At 55.7% G+C, this 18,763-nt stretch carries 17 protein-coding genes; 9 read left to right on the top strand and 8 right to left on the bottom strand.

Annotated features, from left to right (window positions below):
- The first annotated feature begins 120 nt into the window (after positions 1 to 120).
- Positions 121 to 813 carry a transcriptional repressor LexA gene (gene lexA, locus ATK06_RS08190; RefSeq protein ID WP_048379170.1) on the top strand — a complete coding sequence of 231 codons (693 nt, stop codon included), beginning with the start codon at positions 121 to 123 and terminating at the stop codon, positions 811 to 813.
- A 234-nt stretch (positions 814 to 1,047) separates the two neighbouring features.
- On the top strand, positions 1,048 to 1,827 hold the full coding sequence (locus tag ATK06_RS08185; RefSeq protein ID WP_098389167.1) for a DeoR/GlpR family DNA-binding transcription regulator: 780 nt from the start codon (positions 1,048 to 1,050) through the stop codon (positions 1,825 to 1,827).
- Between the two features lie 68 nt (positions 1,828 to 1,895).
- Here ATK06_RS08185 and ptsP read toward each other — a convergent pair whose 3' ends face one another.
- Positions 1,896 to 3,578 (bottom strand): phosphoenolpyruvate--protein phosphotransferase, encoded by a 1,683-nt coding sequence (gene ptsP, locus ATK06_RS08180; RefSeq protein WP_098389166.1) that lies wholly within the window; start codon positions 3,576 to 3,578, stop codon positions 1,896 to 1,898.
- Positions 3,579 to 3,836: 258 nt separating this feature from the next.
- Here ptsP and ATK06_RS08175 point away from each other — a divergent pair, with 258 nt between their 5' ends.
- The 3 genes from ATK06_RS08175 to ATK06_RS08165 all read left to right on the top strand — a co-directional run bounded on the left by ATK06_RS08175 (position 3,837) and on the right by ATK06_RS08165 (position 7,340).
- Positions 3,837 to 4,817 (top strand): 1-phosphofructokinase family hexose kinase, encoded by a 981-nt coding sequence (locus tag ATK06_RS08175; protein WP_048379176.1) that lies wholly within the window; start codon positions 3,837 to 3,839, stop codon positions 4,815 to 4,817.
- A 14-nt stretch (positions 4,818 to 4,831) separates the two neighbouring features.
- Positions 4,832 to 6,904 (top strand): PTS fructose transporter subunit IIABC, encoded by a 2,073-nt coding sequence (locus tag ATK06_RS08170; RefSeq protein ID WP_048379178.1) that lies wholly within the window; start codon positions 4,832 to 4,834, stop codon positions 6,902 to 6,904.
- Positions 6,905 to 7,067: 163 nt separating this feature from the next.
- Positions 7,068 to 7,340, top strand: a complete 273-nt coding sequence (locus ATK06_RS08165; protein ID WP_048379180.1) for an HPr family phosphocarrier protein — start codon at positions 7,068 to 7,070, stop codon at positions 7,338 to 7,340.
- A 77-nt stretch (positions 7,341 to 7,417) separates the two neighbouring features.
- Here ATK06_RS08165 and ATK06_RS08160 read toward each other — a convergent pair whose 3' ends face one another.
- Positions 7,418 to 8,698, bottom strand: a complete 1,281-nt coding sequence (locus ATK06_RS08160) for a uracil-xanthine permease family protein (protein ID WP_048379182.1) — start codon at positions 8,696 to 8,698, stop codon at positions 7,418 to 7,420.
- Between the two features lie 39 nt (positions 8,699 to 8,737).
- Positions 8,738 to 10,225 carry a GTPase HflX gene (gene hflX, locus ATK06_RS08155; protein ID WP_083985891.1) on the bottom strand — a complete coding sequence of 496 codons (1,488 nt, stop codon included), beginning with the start codon at positions 10,223 to 10,225 and terminating at the stop codon, positions 8,738 to 8,740.
- 123 nt (positions 10,226 to 10,348) lie between these two features.
- On the opposite strand from hflX, the gene ATK06_RS08150 reads away from it, so the two are divergent.
- On the top strand, positions 10,349 to 11,089 hold the full coding sequence (locus tag ATK06_RS08150) for a hypothetical protein (RefSeq protein ID WP_098389165.1): 741 nt from the start codon (positions 10,349 to 10,351) through the stop codon (positions 11,087 to 11,089).
- Positions 11,090 to 11,110: 21 nt separating this feature from the next.
- The gene (locus ATK06_RS08145) at positions 11,111 to 11,635 is read left to right on the top strand and encodes a hypothetical protein (protein WP_048379187.1); all 525 of its coding nucleotides are present in this window, start codon (positions 11,111 to 11,113) and stop codon (positions 11,633 to 11,635) included.
- On the opposite strand, the gene miaA is transcribed toward ATK06_RS08145, so the two are convergent.
- Entirely contained in the window at positions 11,632 to 12,558 is a 927-nt protein-coding gene (gene miaA, locus ATK06_RS08140; protein WP_231913510.1) for a tRNA (adenosine(37)-N6)-dimethylallyltransferase MiaA, read from the bottom strand. The two genes, ATK06_RS08145 and miaA, sit on opposite strands and share 4 nt — an antisense overlap.
- Positions 12,558 to 13,154: a hypothetical protein gene (locus tag ATK06_RS08135; RefSeq protein ID WP_053072609.1), complete on the bottom strand. Its 597-nt coding sequence runs from the start codon at positions 13,152 to 13,154 to the stop codon at positions 12,558 to 12,560. Before ATK06_RS08135 ends, miaA begins: the two co-directional genes overlap by 1 nt.
- 130 nt (positions 13,155 to 13,284) lie before the next feature.
- Between ATK06_RS08135 and ATK06_RS08130 the strand changes: the two genes are divergently transcribed.
- Together ATK06_RS08130 and ATK06_RS11120 are read left to right on the top strand one after the other, a co-directional pair.
- The gene (locus tag ATK06_RS08130; protein WP_098389163.1) at positions 13,285 to 14,640 is read left to right on the top strand and encodes a DUF349 domain-containing protein; all 1,356 of its coding nucleotides are present in this window, start codon (positions 13,285 to 13,287) and stop codon (positions 14,638 to 14,640) included.
- 8 nt (positions 14,641 to 14,648) lie between these two features.
- A complete protein-coding gene (locus ATK06_RS11120; RefSeq protein WP_143341411.1) occupies positions 14,649 to 15,773 on the top strand; it encodes a hypothetical protein in 1,125 nt (374 codons plus the stop codon).
- On the opposite strand, the gene ATK06_RS08120 is transcribed toward ATK06_RS11120, so the two are convergent.
- From ATK06_RS08120 to ATK06_RS08110, 3 genes are all read right to left on the bottom strand, one after another.
- Positions 15,774 to 16,433: an Rv2732c family membrane protein gene (locus ATK06_RS08120; protein WP_098389161.1), complete on the bottom strand. Its 660-nt coding sequence runs from the start codon at positions 16,431 to 16,433 to the stop codon at positions 15,774 to 15,776.
- Between the two features lie 92 nt (positions 16,434 to 16,525).
- Positions 16,526 to 18,076 (bottom strand): tRNA (N6-isopentenyl adenosine(37)-C2)-methylthiotransferase MiaB, encoded by a 1,551-nt coding sequence (miaB, locus tag ATK06_RS08115; RefSeq protein WP_048379196.1) that lies wholly within the window; start codon positions 18,074 to 18,076, stop codon positions 16,526 to 16,528.
- Positions 18,077 to 18,151: 75 nt separating this feature from the next.
- On the bottom strand, positions 18,152 to 18,751 hold the full coding sequence (locus ATK06_RS08110; RefSeq protein WP_048379198.1) for a regulatory protein RecX: 600 nt from the start codon (positions 18,749 to 18,751) through the stop codon (positions 18,152 to 18,154).
- Between the last annotated feature and the right edge of the window lie 12 nt (positions 18,752 to 18,763).

The following is an 18,763-nucleotide window of genomic DNA, read 5'->3' as shown; positions in this document are numbered from 1 at the left end:
ACACCTGTCCAACCCCGAACGTAAAAGCAGAGCGTGGTACACATTTTCGAATGACTAGTGTAGGATGGCCGTAAATCTATAACCCGAATGCTTCGACCCCAGAGTAGAAAGTGAAATTCAGTGAACAAGAAGAAGTCGTCCAATCCGAAAGATCTGGACCCTAGTACCCTTTCAGAACGTCAACGTCGCATCTTGGAAGTAATCACGGATGCCGTCGTTCTACGCGGTTACCCGCCAAGCATCCGAGAAATTGGAGATGCCACCGGACTTCAGTCGACATCTTCGGTGGCATATCAGCTTAAAGAACTGGAAAAGAAGGGATTCCTGCGGCGCGACCCCAACAAACCTCGCGCAGTAGATGTGCGTCACCTACCATCCGCACAGCGCAAGGCAGCCAAGAAGAAAAACCAGGAAACCTCCACCCCGGAGAATGCCGCGGTAACAAGTTTCGTTCCGATGCTTGGTTCGATCGCCGCAGGCGCGCCAATTTTGGCCGAAGAAAACATAGACGAATATTTCCCACTCCCCAAAGAAATCGTCGGCGAAGGCGACCTCTACATGCTCAAGGTATCTGGAGACTCCATGCGAGACGCCGGAATCCTTAATGGAGATTGGATTATCGTTCGCCATCAACCAGTAGCAGAAGAGGGAGAATTCGTCGCGGCCCTTATCGATGGCGAAGCCACCGTGAAAGAATTCCATAAGGATGCAACAGGAGTATGGCTCATTCCCCACAACGAGGCTTACCAGCCCATCGCTGGCAATGATGCCGAAATTATGGGCAAGGTAGTCTCCGTCCTACGCAAGCTCTAGGCACCTGACGCGTTATCAAGTCGTCAAGATTGCCTCTACAACGGGCCCCTTTCCTGGCGAATGGCACGTGTACCCAGCGAACACGATCATTTCCGGGCGAATAAAAGAAAAACACGCCTAATGCCAATGAAAAAATATGCCAAACGTGGAATAATGGGCATATTAACAATGATATGGGCACGGAAATGTTAGTTTAAGCCCGAAAGGTACATTCAAAACGGAAAGGATGTTCCGATGTATGCGGAAGAACGGCGTCGCCAAATTGCGTCGCAAACCGCTATTGAAGGGCGCGTAAACGTCACTGAACTAGCGGATCGCTTTGACGTAACCGCTGAAACCATACGCCGAGATCTCGCTGTGCTAGACCGCGATGGGATCGTCCATCGCGTCCACGGCGGTGCCGTAGCCACTCAGTCGTTCCAAACCACAGAGCTTCCCCTAGATGCTCGTCTTCGGTCCGCACCGACGGCTAAATCTGCGATTGCCAAGGCAGCTCTGGATTACCTTCCTCCAGCGCACGGGGCAATGTTCCTCGACGCCGGTACAACTGTTACAGCTTTAGCATCTCTCATCGCGGACACTCAACGCCCACTCCAATGGTCGGTGGTTACCAATAGCCTGCCTATCGCGCTCAACATGGCAAACAAAGGCCAACCAGACATCCAGTTGTTGGGCGGTAGTGTCCGTGCCATTACCCAAGCCGTTGTCGGCGATACAGCACTTCGCACCCTTGCGCTTATGCGAGCAGACGTCGCTTTCATAGGCACCAATGCCTTAACGTTAGACCACGGCCTCTCAACGGCAGACGCCCAAGAAGCAGCAATAAAGTCCGCTATGGTCACCAACGCGCACAAAGTCGTAGTCCTATGTGACTCTTCGAAAATCGGCAACGACTACCTCGTCAGTTTCGCCTCAATAAAAGATATTGACGTGGTGATTACTGACGAGAACGCGGCGCCGAGCGTGGTTGAGTCCCTACGCGACCGCGGCATTGAAGTGGTACTAGCCTCCTAAAGCATAAAAACAAATAAGGGCTTGTCCGGTTTCCCGGACAAGCCCTTCAGCTTTCTAGAAGATGTCTCCTAACGGTTCAACAGTTCGCGAACCGCTTCACGTGCAGCTGCCGCATCTTCTGCTTGCATGGCCACCTCTGCCGCCTGCTGGCAGACGTCCAAACTGGTTTCAGCCAAACGTGCACCCACTCCAGCGATAGCAGTCGAAGCTGCAGATAGAGAGTTCACGCCCAAGCCAGTAAGAACACACGCCAAGTAAGGATCAGCTGCTGCTTCACCACAAACTCCTACAGCAGTTGCCGTCTCTTGCCCCACAATGCAGGTGTGCTGAATCAGACGAAGTACTGCTGGCTGCCATGGGTCAGTCAGGTACGCCAAATCAGGCGATAGGCGGTCCGCCGCCATCGTGTACTGCGTCAAATCATTGGTACCGATGGAAACGAAGTCCAGGTGTGGCATGATCTTGTCGGCCATCAAGGCTGCGGCTGGGACCTCAATCATGGCGCCCGCGACAAGATTACGTTCACGACACAGGTCTGCGAACCACTTCGCTTCGCTCGCGGTAGCCACCATAGGTGCCATAACCCACGTAGGAGCATTCTCGCCGCGGTTCTGAGCCGCTTGAGCGATTGCATCCAACTGGCGAGTCAGCAGGCTTTCATTATCTCGTGCAATACGGAGACCGCGAACGCCCAGTGCTGGGTTCTCCTCTTCCTTCATATTCGCGAAAGCGATTGGCTTATCCGAACCTGCGTCCAAGGTACGGATGACAACCTTTGACTCTGGGAAAGCATCAAAAACTTTGCCGTATACAGAAGCCTGTTCGTCCACGGTTGGTTCGTCCTGAGCAGACAGGAAGCTCATCTCAGTGCGGTACAGACCGATGCCCTCGGCCTGGGTCGCTGCAGCCAGACGGGCAGCATTGCCATCTTGGACGTTAGCGAGTAGCTGAACACGATGCCCGTCAGACGTCTGCGCTGGCCCGACCCACTGTGCAACCTTCGCTGCACGCTCCTCAGACTCGGCCACCAAGACGCGAGCTTCTTCTGGATCAATATCAGTGGTTATGAGACCTCGGGAGCCGTCGACAAGCACGGAGATACCTGCCGCAAACTCTGTGAGAGCCTCCCCGACAGCGACGACACAGGGAAGGTTGAGCTGTCGTGCAATGATTGCAGTGTGACTGGTCGGGCCACCGAGCTCGGTAACCAATGCCTTGTAGTGGTTGACGTCAAGAGCCGCGGTGTCAGCAGGAGAAAGATCGTCAGCACAAAGAACTGCTTCGCCGGAAATCGTTGGCAAACCTGGTTCTTCTTCACCGCGCAGTTCAGCGATGACTCGGTCACGAATGTCTTTCAAGTCAGTGGTGCGTTCCGCCATCACACCACCAGCTGCGAGGAACATGTTTACAAACTTGTCCGTTGCTTCAACGGTTGCGTATTCGGCATCCATTCCACCACGGATGTTCTTACGGATGGTCTTGCGCCAGCCGCGGTCGCGAACCATGCCAGCGGTTGCAGCGAGCACCTCTGAGGCGGCGCCATCGGCAGATTTAGAGCGTTCTTCGAGGCGATCGGCCACGATGTCTGCTGCCGAAACGAAGCGCTCATATTCAGCTTCGGTGTTTTCTTCAGAGATTCGTGACGGCTGCGTAGGCAGCGCGGGACGGGGGCGTACCCATACGATTTCGGCGTATGCCACGCCCGAAACTACCCCAGTACCTTGCGCAGAAAGCGTTGTCGAGTTAGTCATGTTCACTACCCTAGTACTAAAACCACTGAATGTGGGACGAAAAAACCAATCAATCTCAAAAAAGTCGCCAAAATCACCCACACAACCAAACTTAAACAAACATTTACGGTTGACAAACCAACATATTCAGACAAAGATTGAAGACGGATAACATACAGTCACGATGCCCCTGAAACACAGTGCTTGCGCAGTGACCATTATTTACAGGGATCATCGTGCGACCCGCCGGAAAATTCCGGATTTAAGGAGCGAACGTTTGTGATTCTAACGTATACCCCAAACCCGGCCATCGATGCCACGATGAGCCTCAATGAAGAATTGGAACTTGGGTCGGTAAGCAGGTTGGCCAGCGTGACTCGCGTGGCGGGCGGAAAGGGAATCAATGTTTCCCACGTAGCACACAAAGCAGGAGTTGCTACCCGCGCTTTGTTCCCCGCTCATAGCGATGACCCCTTCGTAGCGCTGCTAGCGCACACCGAGGTGCCATACACTGCAATCAACATTGCAGGTAGCATCCGCACGAACACCACGATTACCGAACCGTCTGGCAGGACTACCAAATTAAACGGCCCAGGACCTGAGCTCAACGCCGACGAGCGTGCGGACGTCGATAAGCAACTCCTCCACGCAATCGAAGAGTTCTCCCCCACCTGGGTTGTCCTTGCAGGCTCGTTGCCACCCAGCATTCCCGATACCTGGTACGGCGATTGTGTAAAGGCGATTCGGCAAAACTTCCCCGGTGTGAAGATTGCGGTAGATACCTCGGACGCACCGATGGAAGCCCTGGGAAGCATGCTTCCCGACGCCGCGCCGGACCTCATCAAACCTAACGGTTTGGAACTAGGCCAACTCGCGGGGATCGACGGAGTTGCGGCAGAAAAGGCCGCCGAGCAGGGTGACTACAGCTTGATTGCCGATGCTGCTCGCCAAATGCACACCGCGGGCATCACCAACGTGCTGGTTACGCTGGGTTCGGCTGGAGCTTTGCTCACCACCGCAGATGGCAGTTGGATTGCTACCCCACCACCTATCACGGTGCAGTCGACCGTCGGCGCTGGCGATTCTGCACTCACCGGTTTTATCCTGGCGAACATTGCAGGCAAGACCCCAGATCAGTGCTTGCGCGATGCCGTCGCATACGGCTCCGCAGCAACAGCCCTCCCGGGAACTACTGCCCCTTCGCCAGAGTTACTCGATCGTGAAAACACTGCTGTTCACGCCGTGAATAGCGCAGACTAATCAAGGATCAACTCATGACACAACAAGTCATCACACCAGAGCTAGTCAATCTTGACGTTGACTTCGGTGCGACCACCGACGACGTCATCGAACGTCTCGCGCAATCAGTCGCAGCTGCTGGTCGCGCAAGCGACGCCGCCGTTCTCGCTGGCGATGCCAAAGCCCGCGAGTCAAAGTCCGGTACCGGCGTACCAGGCCAGGTTGCAATTCCGCACTGCCGCTCCGAGGCTGTCGAAGTACCAACCTTGGCCTTCGCACGCCTATCCCAGCCAGTTGACTTCTCCGGCCCAGACGGAGACGCTCAGCTCGTCTTCCTTATTGCAGCCCCAGCAGGTGGTGGCAAGGAACACCTCAAGATTCTGTCAAAGCTCGCACGCGCGCTAGTACGCCCAGCTTTCTTGGAAGGTCTGCGTAACGCCTCTACTCCAGAGGAAATCGTTACCCTAGTGCTCGACGTCATCAACGCAGCCCCTAAGAAGAAGGCAACCGCGCCTGCCTCCGCTAGTGCGGCTCCTGCTGCTGCAGCTGCCGGTGCAGCAGCCCCTGCTCCAGCCGCAGACGTCACCCGCATCGTCGCCATCACTGCGTGCCCTACCGGTATCGCGCACACCTACATGGCCGCAGACGCGCTCACTCAGGAAGCTGAAAAGCGCGATGACGTTGAATTGGTCGTCGAGACTCAAGGCTCTTCTGCCGTCACCCCGGTCGATCCGGCAATTATCGAAGCCGCAGACGCCGTCATTTTCGCTACTGACGTCGGAGTCAAGGATCGTGCTCGCTTTGCTGGCAAACCGGTCATTGAATCTGGCGTGAAGCGCGCTATCAACGAGCCAGGCGTCATGATTGACGAGGCCAAGAAAGCAGCTGCCAACCCGAACGCACGCAAGGTAGCTGGCGCAGGTGAAAAAACTGCGGCCTCCGCTGAAGAGTCTGGTGAAGGCCTAAGCTGGGCAAAGAAGATCCAGCAGGCAGTCATGACCGGTGTTTCCTACATGGTGCCGTTTGTTGCTGCAGGCGGCCTCCTCCTTGCTCTCGGCTTCCTCATTGGTGGCTACGACGTCGCCAATGGTTGGCAGGCGATCGCAACCAGCCACGGCCCAACAAACCTTCCTGGCAACGAAGTAATGGTTGATGGCGAGCTCGTCACATTCGATCGAGCTGGCTGGGCTCTCTATCTCGGCGCTGTACTATTCGCCACAGGCCAAATGGCCATGCAGTTCATCGTCCCCGCACTGTCCGGTTACATTGCGTACGCAATGGCTAATCGACCAGGTATCGCTCCTGGTTTCGTCGGTGGTGCGATCTCCGTACTTCTCGGTGCGGGCTTCATCGGTGGTCTCGTGACCGGTCTCATCGCCGGCGGTGTCGCTGCGTGGATCGGTTCTTGGAAGGTTCCTCGCTGGTTGGCTTCCCTGATGCCAGTTGTCATCATCCCGCTGCTGACTTCTTTGGTCACTGGTTTGGTCATGTTCTTCCTGCTAGGACGTCCGCTCGAAGCACTGATGACCGGCCTCCAGGACTGGTTGTCGTCCATGTCCGGTTCCTCCGCAATCCTGCTGGGTATCATCCTGGGCTTCATGATGTGTGCTGACCTCGGTGGCCCAATCAACAAGGCTGCTTACCTATTCGGTACTGCTGGCCTCTCTACCGGCGATCCAGCTTCGATGCAGATCATGGCAGCAGTCATGGCAGCAGGTATGGTTCCACCTATCGCACTGTCGATTGCAACGTTCATCCGCAAGTCGCTCTTCACCCCCGCAGAGCAGGAAAACGGCCGCTCCGCATGGCTCCTGGGCCTGTCCTTCGTTTCTGAAGGCGCAATCCCATTCGCAGCTGCTGACCCACTGCGTGTTCTGCCATCTTCCATGGCTGGCGGTGCTGTAACTGGCGCACTGATCATGCTCTTTGAGGTCGGCTCCCGAGCACCTCACGGCGGCATCTTCGTGCTCTTCGCCATCGAACCTTGGTGGGGCTTCGTCATCGCCATCGTCGCCGGTGTTGCTGTCACCACCGCTCTGGTCATCCTGCTGAAGACCGTCTGGAAGACTAAGGCACCGGAAGCTGCTGCTGCCGCAGCCGCTGCATAATCCTCCGCTAGGGTGGGCCGAGCAGTCCAGTGAAGGTCCACCCAACCCGTTGCGTAAAAATCTGGCAAAGATAGCATGCAGCGGGTAAAATTCCCCTATGAACCACTATTAAATGTCTTCGTCGCGTTAACAACGCGAAGACAATTAAGCGAAAGGACTTCTCATGGCTTCAAAGACCGTAACCGTCGGATCCGCTGTAGGCCTGCACGCTCGCCCAGCATCCATCATCGCTGACGCAGCTGGTGAATTTGATGAGGACATCTACCTCACCCTCGTTGGCTCCGATGATGACGATGACGAAACTGATGCCGCTTCTTCGCTCATGATTATGGCTCTGGGCGCAGAAAAGGGCGACCAGGTCACCGTCACCTCTGACAACCCAGAGGCAGTGGAAAAGATTGCTGGCTTGATCGAGCAGGACCTCGACGCTGAGTAATCTCATGTGAACTGACACATGCAAATGCTCCCGGATGGATTCCATCCGGGAGCATTCTTTATGCCATTTGTTGGGAATTACCAGCGAGCTGTGGCGCCTTCGCCCAACGATGTGTACAGCTTCTTCATCAGCGGGTAACCGACGATAATACCAATTGAACCCCAGGCGATACCTTCGAGTTCAACCGGGCCGATGGACAGCGTCAAGTTACCGATGCCAGCAATCAAAGCTACAGCAGCGGCGGTCAGGTTTACCGGATTGTTGAAGTTAACCTTGTTGTCCTGCCAGATACGGATACCAAGCATGCCAATCAGACCGTAAAGTACCATCGTCGCTCCACCGAGTACACCAGAAGGAATCGTAAAGATCAGGGCCCCGAACTTGGGAATGAAAGCAAGTGCAATGGCTGTCAGCGCCGCCACCCAGTACGCGGCAGTGGAGTAGACGCGCGTTGCAGCCATCACGCCGACGTTCTCGGCATAGGTGGTCGTGCCGGAACCGCCGCAAGAGCCAGCAAGTGTAGTTGCCAAACCGTCGGCGATGAGCGCATCACCAGATAGCCCGTCAAGATTGCGGCCAGTCATCTCAGATACTGCCTTCACATGGCCCACGTTTTCTGCCACGAGGACAATAATGACAGGCAGGGTGACCAAGATTGCGGACAGTTTAAATTCTGGGGTATGGAATTCTGGAACGCCTATCCAGGATGCCTCGCGAATTGCATCAACGGCATCATCTCCGATGTTTCCGGTGAACGCAGCGAAAACCCAACCAATCACGACGCCAATCAGGATTCCCAGTCGCGCCACCATTCCACGGCCTGCAACGGTGGCTACGATAATAGCTATCAAGGTGACCACTGCGACCGCTGGCTGTGATTCCACATTAGCCACCGACGTCGGCGCCAAGTTTAAGCCGATAAGCGCGACAATCGCACCGGTCACCGCCGGTGGCATGACGGCATCAATCACTTTCCGTCCTGCTAGCTTGACGACGACGCCCACTGCAATCAGCGCCAAACCTGCGACAACAACGCCACCGATCTGTACCGGGATACCCTGCGCTTGTGTCGCTGTCAACGGTGCGATGAAAGCAAAAGAAGAACCCAGGTAACTGGGCAACTTATTACGAGTAATCAGCAAGAAGATGATTGTGCCCAACCCTGAAAACAGGAGTGTGGTATTTACCGGGAAGCCAGTAATTGTGGGAACAAGTAATGTGGCGCCAAACATGGCCACCACATGTTGCATGCCGATTCCGATGGTTCTGCCCCAACTCAAGCGTTCGTCAGGGGCAACGACGTCACCGGGTAAAATTTTCTTACCGTCTCCGTGGACGGTCCATCCTAGGGAACTCACAAGTCTTCATTATGAACCTTGTGCGAACCAAAGAGGTAATTAATGTCGAACGGCGTACTCTTGCACGCTACGTGCCAGCTCTTCCGGCAAGCGAACTTCGAGGACAGTGCCTTCGGCTGTATATTCCTCGGACAAAATTGTCGCATATTCGTGGAGACGCGCAACGAGGTCTCCCCGATCAAACGGGATGAGAACTTCTAATAGTGTGTCTCGTTCATTCAGGAAAAGTTCGATTCTGCTCTCGAGTTCCCCGATTCCAACACCAGTATGTGCTGAGACAAAAACCGCGTCCGGAACATGGTGGCGCACTTCCGCCAGAATCAGCGGATCGGCCTTATCTGTTTTGTTCACCACGATGATTTCTGGCGGCAACTCCTGCCCTGTCTCCCGAGAAATATCGGCGAGTACCCCATTAACTGCTTCGATCTGCGTCAACGGGTACGGATCCGATCCATCAACGACGTGCAGGACGAGGTCGGCTTCGAAGATTTCTTCCAGAGTGGATTTGAAAGCCTCAACGAGCTGGGTGGGAAGATGACGAACGAATCCAACAGTGTCGGTAAATATGATGGAGCGTCCATCAGACAGTTCGGCTTTGCGCGTTGTCGGGTCAAGTGTCGCAAAGAGGGCGTCTTCGACAAGCACGCCGGCGTCGGTAAGCGCATTAATCAGCGACGACTTCCCAGCGTTCGTATACCCGGCAATAGCAATCTTGGGAGTCAATGAACTTTGACGTCGGGCACGCTTGACCTCTCGGGAGGTCTTCATCGCTGCGAGTTCCTTGCGCAACCTGGCCATATCCTGGTGCAGGCGACGTCGGTCTGTCTCAATTTTCGTTTCACCCGGACCGCGCAGCCCCACTCCGCCATTTGAACCAGCGCGGCCGCCGGCCTGACGCGAAAGATTACCGCCCCAACCACGAAGACGCGTGATCAGATATTCCATTTGTGCCAGTGAAACCTGAGCCTTGCCTTCTTTGGATTTCGCGTGCTGAGCGAAGATATCCAAAATCAGCATGGTCCTGTCGATGACCTTAACGTCAAGGGCATTTTCCAATGCAACAATCTGGCCCGGGCTCAGCTCACCGTCGCAAATCACGGTGTCCGATCCAGTGGATTGGACAAGGTCGCGAAGCTCAGCAACTTTACCGGACCCGATGTACGTTCCTGGATCAGGCTTATCTCGACGCTGGTACACCATGTCAAGGACTTCAGCACCAGCTGTTTCCGTCAGCGCTGCCAGTTCATTCATCGCGGCTTCGACTTCAGCTAGCGTTCCTTCAGTCCACATACCTACCAAGATGACTTGCTCAAGGCGGAGTTTGCGGTACTCGACGTCAACGCCCTCGCCCAGGTCTGTGGTACGCATCGTCGTAGAGCGGATGACGCGCCTGAAAGAGTCACGCTCTTGCAGATCTTGCTCACCGGTGGTGGGCACAGAAGATTGCCCGGAATAAGAAAGGTTTTCATCCGGCTCCGGCAAAGGTGAAAAGTGGGAAGATACGGATTCTGGATCATGTCTGGTCATTAGGCGCCATTATCGCACGCTCTGCGTCCGGTTGCCACTTGCTACTTCAGCACGTCGTCCTGCTAACTATTGTGTGCGTTAGTTTTCTTGGCCTGGTTGCGGTGTCGGCTAGACTCTTCGACTATGAGCACTGACTTGTTGAGCATCGGCCTGGGATTCGACACGTGGCAGGAGGCAGTCGAGGCGGCAATTGCCTCAAACCGCCTGGCAGTAACTGGCGAGGTTCGTGGTGGGCAGCTAATACAATTTGAGGATCCATCAGGGGCACAAATTAATATTCTGGCCGTGGAACCATTTGCCACATTTGCGTCTTTCGAGGCATCCACTCAAGTATTTGCAAACCTGCAGATGATGACCGATGTAGTGGCAATGTGCGACATCGTTGACGGGGCTACCAATCCATTGGGGACCGTCATGGTCAACCTGGCTCAAGGTCCTCTGCTCACCGAGGAACCTCCCATGGAGTTCCAGCAAATGGGTCTCACTGCCCTATGCCTGTCGTCTGAGGTCTACGCCTCCGACGTGGAGTACGAAAATGAGACCGGCAAGATCCCTGGCTTCGTTCACTCGCCCGGCGTTGAGGTCGTCGCAAGTGGTACACCACAGGCGCCGGATGCGTCAGTTATCTTTGCGGCCACCGTGCTCGAAGCCGAATATCGAACAACACAGCTCACTGGCCAGCGTTTCATTCACGCCACTGTCGACGGCCCATTCTCCTTCGACGTCTGCCTACCTAATCTCCCCCAGCTTCCTGAACCTGGGAATGTCATCGCGGGGAAAGCTGTGCTCTCAGGGTCTCTGCTCGCTCCAGTCGGTGGTGGTTGCGGAGGCTGCGGCGGAAGCTGTGGCTGCGGTGGACACTAAGCCCCGTAGGCAGAAAATACAGTGAGAAATCTGCACACCTCAGCATCTATCGCAGCGCTTATCATCCTGGTATGTATCACAGGCATGGGTCTCGTCTACTCGCTGAAAGCGCTAGGCTTCGTGCTAGCGGTAGGCCTAGGAGTGCTTGCTTATATTCTCTGGAAACAATGGGCGCCAGAGCATGCTGAAGCGCAACGCCTACGTCTTGCTATAGCGGACACCGCCGACGAGATACGTGATGTCCTGGCAGAATTCGACCGTTTTTGTCATGATCCGTCCCCGGAATATCTAGCCGATCGCACCTTGTACCGGCCAGAGTTGACTAATGCCGATACCCGCGACGAATGCATCGGCCAATTCCACTTCGTTCGGGGTACGGCCGAGCGTTATTTAACTCGACTAGATGCTCACCTGGCTTCCCCACGGATTTTGGTGCCCCAGCTGGAAAAATTGCTGACACTTACGGATCAGAGACTGTACCAACTGCAGTGGTCCTGGACCGAGGCTAGGGCGCGCGCCCGGGAGCTTGGGTCGGGAGAAGGCTAAAAGCAGTAGTGCCCTGCTAGGCGGAGAGTTTCCGCAGTTTGAGCGAATGTGTCGCGGCTAGCGTCAATCCACTGAACCCGCGGGTCACGCTTAAACCATGCTTTTTGTCTACGCACGTATCGCCTAGTCCCCATTGCAGTCCGCTCCTCAACTTCAGACCAGGACAAATCGCCGGCCCGTGCGGCTAACACTTGTGCGTAGCCTATCGCCCGGCCGGCAGTGGAATCAGGCAGTAGCCCGGCCTCGTCGACTAATCGATCGACCTCGTCGATAAAACCAGACTCAAACATCAGCTGCGTGCGCTGCTGGATTCGCGGATTAAGCCACTCGGGCGTCGTCGCTAACCCAATAATGTTGGTACCCCACCGTGCAGGGGCATCAATTGGTGGTTGTGAGGCCTGGAATGGTTTGCCCGTCAGTTCAACGACTTCCAAGGCACGCACAGTGCGTCGCGGGTCTTGGTCTTCGATTTTTTCCGCGGCCACTGGGTCGACCTCGCGGAGTTTTTCATGCAGCGCCGCTATGCCGTGTTCGCGTAGAAAGGCTTCGTATTTTGCCCGGACCTGTGGATCTGTGGGGGGAAACGTCCAGTCGTCGATAAGCGACTGCACGTAGAGCATGGAACCGCCAACCAAGATGGGAACCTTGCCGCGAGCCATGATGTCCTGCACATCAGCGACGGCTTCCTGCTGGTAGCGGGCAACGGAGGCCGTTTCGGTGACGTCAAGGACGTCGAGCTGGTGATGCGGGATGCCTTCGCGCTCAGCAACGCTTAATTTCGCGGTACCGATGTCCATTCCTTTGTACAACTGCATCGAATCAACGTTGACTACTTCCCCTCCGAGCGCGTGAGCAAGGCGAAGGCTGAGTGCGGATTTACCGGAAGCAGTTGGGCCGATCACCGCAATGGGAGTGAGTGCCATTAGTTGTCCTTCCTCGTCCATACCGAGACGTACCGACCGACCCCAGACGTGTGGTCGGCACACACCAGCCGACGTTCCCACGCCCCTGATATCTCGGCCAATTCCATAAACGGCTGAGGTTCGATCACACCACGGTCGTGAAACCACTGAGGACTTGCCGGAGCCACACCAGAGCCCAATAAGGCTCTGATTGCCGAATCCGCATCGGCAGCGCCAGCAACAGGACCTAGGGGTGCACGTTGCGTCATTCCTGCGGAGCCATCAGCAACCACAAGCGCGCTCTTACCGGAAACCGCAGATAGCTTATCGACGCTCGCCTGAACCCCAATGTCTGCCCCGTCCAAGAAGTATCGTGCCACCAACTCCGCGCTATAGTGACCGCCACTAACCTGAACATCAGCACCCCACGCACGGAAACTCCCAGCGTGACCGGTGTACCAGCGCGGATCCTGCGACCCCACCACCGTAGTAACGGCGCCCAAGGCCGGCAGCGCAGAAGTGATGGCTTCACGAAGCTGCGCAGCTGCGACATCACCAGCCCCAAGTTCGGGAACCAGGGTCAGAGAACCGGGGATGAGAACAATTGTGGATAACACGGATTCAACCCTAGCCGGAACTCACCGCGCGGCGGTCTTTGCCGGTACATTAGTAGGAAGTTCATAAACCGTTAAGCCTTCACCTGGCTTAACGGTCTAGGTAAGCACTAGGAAGTTTAAGGTCACCAGTATGAGCACAACGCCGAACCCTTCGCCACGATCCATTCCGACCCCCGGTCAACTGGCTGGAAAGAAGCCAGGCGTTAGCGGGAATTCCCCGCGCACGACCCCCACCCCAGGGACTGTTGCTGCGGCTGGTCACCGACAAAAAGATCCGAAATCTTTCGGCCGTGTTGATACAGACGGACGAGTCTTCCTCACCACTTCAGATGGTGAGCGTGAAATCGCACAGTGGAAGGCTGGCTCCCCAGAAGAAGGATTAGCACACTACGCCGAACGTTACACAGACCTAGTTACCGACGTTGCCCTATTAGAAAGCCGTCTCACCGCCCACCCGGCGGATGCTCCACACCTCCGCGAATCGGCTCAAACACTATTAGCCGAGCTGCCGACCGCCGCCGTTGTCGGTGATGTTGATGCACTTCAGAAGCGTCTAAGCACATTCATCGCACGCACCCAAGCGGCTGAATCTCAAGTGAAGGAAGACAAAGCCGCAGCCCTGGACAAGGCTATCGCACGCAAGGAAGCAATCATCTCCGAGGCCAAGGACATTGCAGACAATGCAACGAATTGGAAAGAAGCCGGTGACCGCATGAGTGCGCTTCTCGACGAATGGCGCACCATCCGCACCATCCCCAAGAAAAAAGACGATGAACTGTGGAAGCAGTATTCTCGTGCACGCGACGCCTTCAACCGGCGCCGTGGATCCCACTTTGCAGACCTGGACAAGCAACGTGCTGCAGCAAAGAAGCGCAAAGAAGAACTCATTGAACAGGCAGAGGCTCTCCAGGATTCGACGGAATGGGGTGAGACGGCCCGCGCAATGAGCGGACTCATGCGCGAATGGAAGAAAGCTGGGCGTGCCCCACGAGATGTCGACGACGCTCTGTGGAAACGCTTCAAAGCCGCGCAAGACGCCTTCTTCGCTGCGCGACATGCGGACGCAGCTGCACGTGACGCTGAGTTCGAATCTCACGCCCAGGCAAAGGATGCTCTACTCGCCGAATACGAGCCACTTATCGATCCAGCCGCGAACCTAGGACAGGCACGGACCAAACTCAACGAGCTGCGCGAAAAGTGGGAGGAAATCGGTTACGTTCCGCGCGCCAAGATGCGTGAATATGAAGACAAGATCAGCGCGATTGAAAAGCGTGTCGAAGATGCCGAAAAGTCCCAGTGGCGACGCACCGACCCCGAAGCACAAGCGCGGGCTGACCAATTCACCAAGCGCGCTAACGAGCTTCGCGAACAAGCTGACGAAGCAGACGCAAAGGGTAACACCAAGAAAGCCGCAGAACTGCGAGCCCAAGCTGAGCAGTGGGAACAGTGGTCCAACGCCGCACACAGCGCCATCGAAGACCGTTAACGTAGCACGTGACTGCGCCTACCGGAGCATTTCGCATACGACTCGGCAGTGATGCTGCCGAGCACATTTCCTATGCATGTTTCCTCGCTTCCCTGCATAGCCAAGAAAGTACCGGCGACGTATGGGCTGCCATTTCACCGGACGACCTCCACTGCCAATTGCAGCTCAGTGAATCTGGTGCGCCTGGCGCCGCCCACGTAGAACTCTGGAACCTCGGGCAATTAGGTAACGCAGAGGACTTAGGGTACGCGGTAATTATCGCCCCTACACAGGAATCAACGTCTGTGTTGGCCTTCGACATTATCCCTGACGTAGCGTTTCAACCATTACCCGGGCTACCTAGAGACACTGAAGTCGAACTGAGCGAAAGCGTCGTGACCGCTGCAGTAGACGTTGCGCTCCAGAGGGCCAACGCCTTGCGGCGGTCGGTCATCCAAACCTCTGTCCTCCATCCGGTGGATCACGCGAGCGGCTTTGTCCCTCTCATACATTCCCTGTGCGGACACGGGTTTTCCATAGTTCATAAGGAAAAGCACAACGTGCTCAGCGCCCGGTCCATGGAGTCACAGCAATTTCAGGCTCCGGATTATCCACACGGCGTTGAATGGATTCATCTGAGTAATTGGGACCAACGCAGCGACCTCGTAGAGGGTATCTGCCGTCTGTGGGAAGAAGCAGACACTGACATCCCGCGCGGTGAACTTGATTTCACTCCGGCTCCATGGACGCCCCAGCGACTTGTAGAGGCCCGCGAACGGGCACTCGCGGACGGATCTGAAACTCTTTCGGTTGTCGCCTGGCATCCCAACGACGGCGTCATCGCGATTTCCACAGCTCTATCTGCTCCTGGCGTGAATTGGGCAGCCGCCGAACTAGGAACGACGATCGTCACCCGCGCGTACCGGCCTTCTTCCCTAGGCTTACATCTCGTGGCACAACTTGTCGCCAGCATCGAACGCGCGCACACCCAAGTGTCAGGGAACACGACCCCGTCGCGCTTATACGCAAGCGCTCCTGACCCAATTCGCGACGAGGATGCCTACCCCATGGCGCGCGTCCTCGAAATTCTTAACGCGAGCCCTATATGCGCAGAAACACATCTCCAGATGCGCCTCGACCCCCCAGCATCTTAACTACTTCTGACCGTCGGCTTCTTCCTCTAACCTGCGGTGGCGTTCTGCGGCTCGAGCTCGGCGGTCATCACGGTTACCTTGGTCAACGTCAACAGTCCTATCCTGATGCGCTGCCGTTGCTTCAGCCTGAACAGATTCCACAGGATCAACGACCAAGGTGGTAGCGCGAGCTTCAGCTAACCTCTGCTGTGCCGGTGAACGGCGCAAAGCCACCATCGAATAGATGAACACCACCATCACCGCGATAATAATCATGAGGATGAAGCCCACATGCACGCCCATGGCCGCCTCTACACCCGGACGCGTCAAACGCAACCACAAGGCAAAAAGTGACGTGAATAACGCAATCGTTGCAACAATCCACGAAGCTAAAGCAACCGATGTATTGCGCAGCAGCACGGTCATGGCACTCAAAACGCCAATACCGATGAAGCCTAACCACACGAAAACGTATTCAGTGAGCTTCACGTTGGCGGCCGTTGCGGCGTCGGAAAGCAACACAATTTCCCACCCGGCTACCCCAGGGATGAAAGGGAGAAAGAGCGCAACCCAATAGGCCAGCACCGCACCGGCGAGAGCATAACCATAATTTCCAAGCCAGATTGTCTTAGCGGCGCGACGCTCCTCAACGGCGAGTGTTGCAGGGGTAACTTCAGGCACGGACACGTCCTTTTCACATTGTGGTTCGTACTACGCAGATGACCGCGAGCCCTCCCTAGTCTAGCGAACTAGGGTACGGAGCCTACGTGGATTTAATTGCAACCGCATGCCGATGCCGGCGCCGGTGCCGGAATAGTCTCCGGCTGGCCAATTTTAGGCAGCCCAAGTCCCACACCAATCGTGCCCGTCTTGGGCGACTGTCCGGCTGCGAACATACCGCCGGCTTTCGTCTGGCGGTGACTCTTCACTCCCCCGTCTGCAATCAGGAAGAATGACTGTGCTTCTGTCACATCCACTGTAACTACGTCGCCGGGACGGATAGTTTCGCCTGAACGTCCGTCGACAAACGTCGGAGTGAAGTGAACGAGCCTGCCATCACGCGCCCGACCGGACAAACGGTGAGTTTCATCATTTTTCCGGCCACCTTCCGCTTGCACGATGAGCTCAACTTCGGTGCCTATTTGCTTTTCGTTTTCCTCACGTGAAATACGATCTTGCAATTCGACGAGCCGTTCGAAACGTTCTTGGACAACTTCTTTCGGAACCTGATTGTCCATGTCTGCCGCTGGAGTCCCAGGGCGGGGCGAGTATTGGAAGGTGAACGCAGAAGTAAAACGGGCCTTTTCTACGAAATCCATCGTTTCTTGGAACTCTTCTTCAGTTTCACCAGGGAATCCGACGATAATATCTGTCGTAATAGTTGCACCCGGCAACTTTTCCCGAACCTCGTCGAGAATACGCATAAATTTGGTGGTCCGGTATGAACGGCGCATCCGCTTCAGCACAGTGTCAGAGCCGGACTGCAGTGGCATGTGAAGCTGCGGACAGACATTCGGGGTTTCTGCCATAGCGTCGATGACGTCAGAGGTGAATTCGGCCGGGTGCGGGCTAGTGAAACGTACGCGTTCTAGGCCTTCGATATCTCCGCACGCGCGCAGGAGTTTGGAGAAGGCGGATTTGTCACGCTTGAGGCTCGGGTCTGCGAAGTGGACGCCGTATGCGTTCACGTTCTGGCCTAGCAGCGTAATTTCCGAGACTCCTTGATCTACGAGGGTCTTTACCTCGGCAAGGATGTCTCCAGGGCGACGATCTGCTTCTTTGCCACGTAGCGACGGCACAATGCAGAAGGTGCATGTGTTGTTACATCCGACGGAGATTGATACCCATCCTGCATACGTGGATTCGCGCTTGGCAGGTAGTACGGATGGGAAGTGGTCGAGCGCTTCTTCAATCTCTACTTGGGCCTCCTCGTTGTGGGCAGCGCGTTCGAGGAGAGTTGGCAGTGCACCTATATTATGCGTGCCGAATACTACGTCGACCCACGGTGCTTTTTTAATGACGTCGTCGCGGTCTTTTTGAGCTAGACAGCCGCCAACTGCAATCTGCATTCCGGGGCGAGACTCTTTAATCTTCTTCAAGCTGCCGAGAGTGCCGTAGAGTTTTTTGTCCGCATTCTCGCGGACAGCGCACGTGTTAAAGACTACAACGTCCGCATCATCGTTTTCGTTTGCAGGGGTGTAGCCTGCGGTTTCGAGGAGGCCGGCGAGGCGTTCTGAATCGTGTACGTTCATCTGGCAGCCGAATGTACGTACCTCGTATGTACGTGCGGTGCCGGGATTGTCGCTGAGTCCTGCTGTATTCACATCGTGGAAGTCTAGCGAGTAACCCCGAATGTGCCCAACCGCCCTCCCAGATCGTTTTCTGGGAGGGCGGCGAGTTTATTCGGTGAGTTCTTGTATACGTGCGTCTAAGTATTCTCGCGCAATGCTCATACTTGAACCTGCGGGGAATCCCCTCCGCGCAAGTACTCCCACAACTTTGCGGAGTTCTTTGTCATAGGCTTTGCGGTCTTCTGGGACTGTTTTAACACTGCGGGCTTTTTTGTAAGCCAGTTGCCGGGCGACGTCTTCTTCTTTTTGCGGGTCAACTTCCGCTAGTACCGCTGCTCGGATATCGGCGGCAACGCCCTTCTCACGGAGTTCTTTATCCAATATGCGGGTCGATTTCCCTCGACGCTCTAGGCGCTGCCGGACCCATTCACGGGCAAAGGTCTCGTCGTCTAAGAGTCGGGAATCGGTGAGGTCCGCGAGCACTTCCTCGATGACGTCAGGATCGGAGTCTTCGAGGCGTTCTTTGAGAAGCGAGCGTAGTTCATGAGTTGACCGGGCGCGATAATCGAGGATTGTCAATGCTCGCTCACGTACTGTCGTCTTTTCAGCTTCAGCTTCGTGGTCGAACAAGCCTGTCCCCTTCTCGGGGTCGTAATTAGCCAGTTCTTCACGAAGCTGATCGAGCGCTTGCTTCTTGGAGGAATCCATATACGGTCAGGG

It is taken from the genome of Corynebacterium renale (assembly GCF_002563965.1).
Taxonomy (GTDB): domain Bacteria; phylum Actinomycetota; class Actinomycetes; order Mycobacteriales; family Mycobacteriaceae; genus Corynebacterium; species Corynebacterium renale.
This window is presented reverse-complemented; position numbering and strand designations above follow the sequence as displayed.

Coding starts and splice junctions, on each gene's coding strand:
- ATK06_RS08110 (WP_048379198.1), bottom strand. CDS start 18,751: ATGGATTCCTCCAAGAAGCAAGCGCTCGATCAGCTTCGTGAAGAACTG.
- ptsP (WP_098389166.1), bottom strand. CDS start 3,578: ATGACTAACTCGACAACGCTTTCTGCGCAAGGTACTGGGGTAGTTTCG.
- ATK06_RS08185 (WP_098389167.1), top strand. CDS start 1,048: ATGTATGCGGAAGAACGGCGTCGCCAAATTGCGTCGCAAACCGCTATT.
- ATK06_RS08165 (WP_048379180.1), top strand. CDS start 7,068: ATGGCTTCAAAGACCGTAACCGTCGGATCCGCTGTAGGCCTGCACGCT.
- ATK06_RS08170 (WP_048379178.1), top strand. CDS start 4,832: ATGACACAACAAGTCATCACACCAGAGCTAGTCAATCTTGACGTTGAC.
- ATK06_RS08130 (WP_098389163.1), top strand. CDS start 13,285: ATGAGCACAACGCCGAACCCTTCGCCACGATCCATTCCGACCCCCGGT.
- miaA (WP_231913510.1), bottom strand. CDS start 12,558: ATGGCACTCACTCCCATTGCGGTGATCGGCCCAACTGCTTCCGGTAAA.
- ATK06_RS08150 (WP_098389165.1), top strand. CDS start 10,349: ATGAGCACTGACTTGTTGAGCATCGGCCTGGGATTCGACACGTGGCAG.
- hflX (WP_083985891.1), bottom strand. CDS start 10,225: ATGACCAGACATGATCCAGAATCCGTATCTTCCCACTTTTCACCTTTG.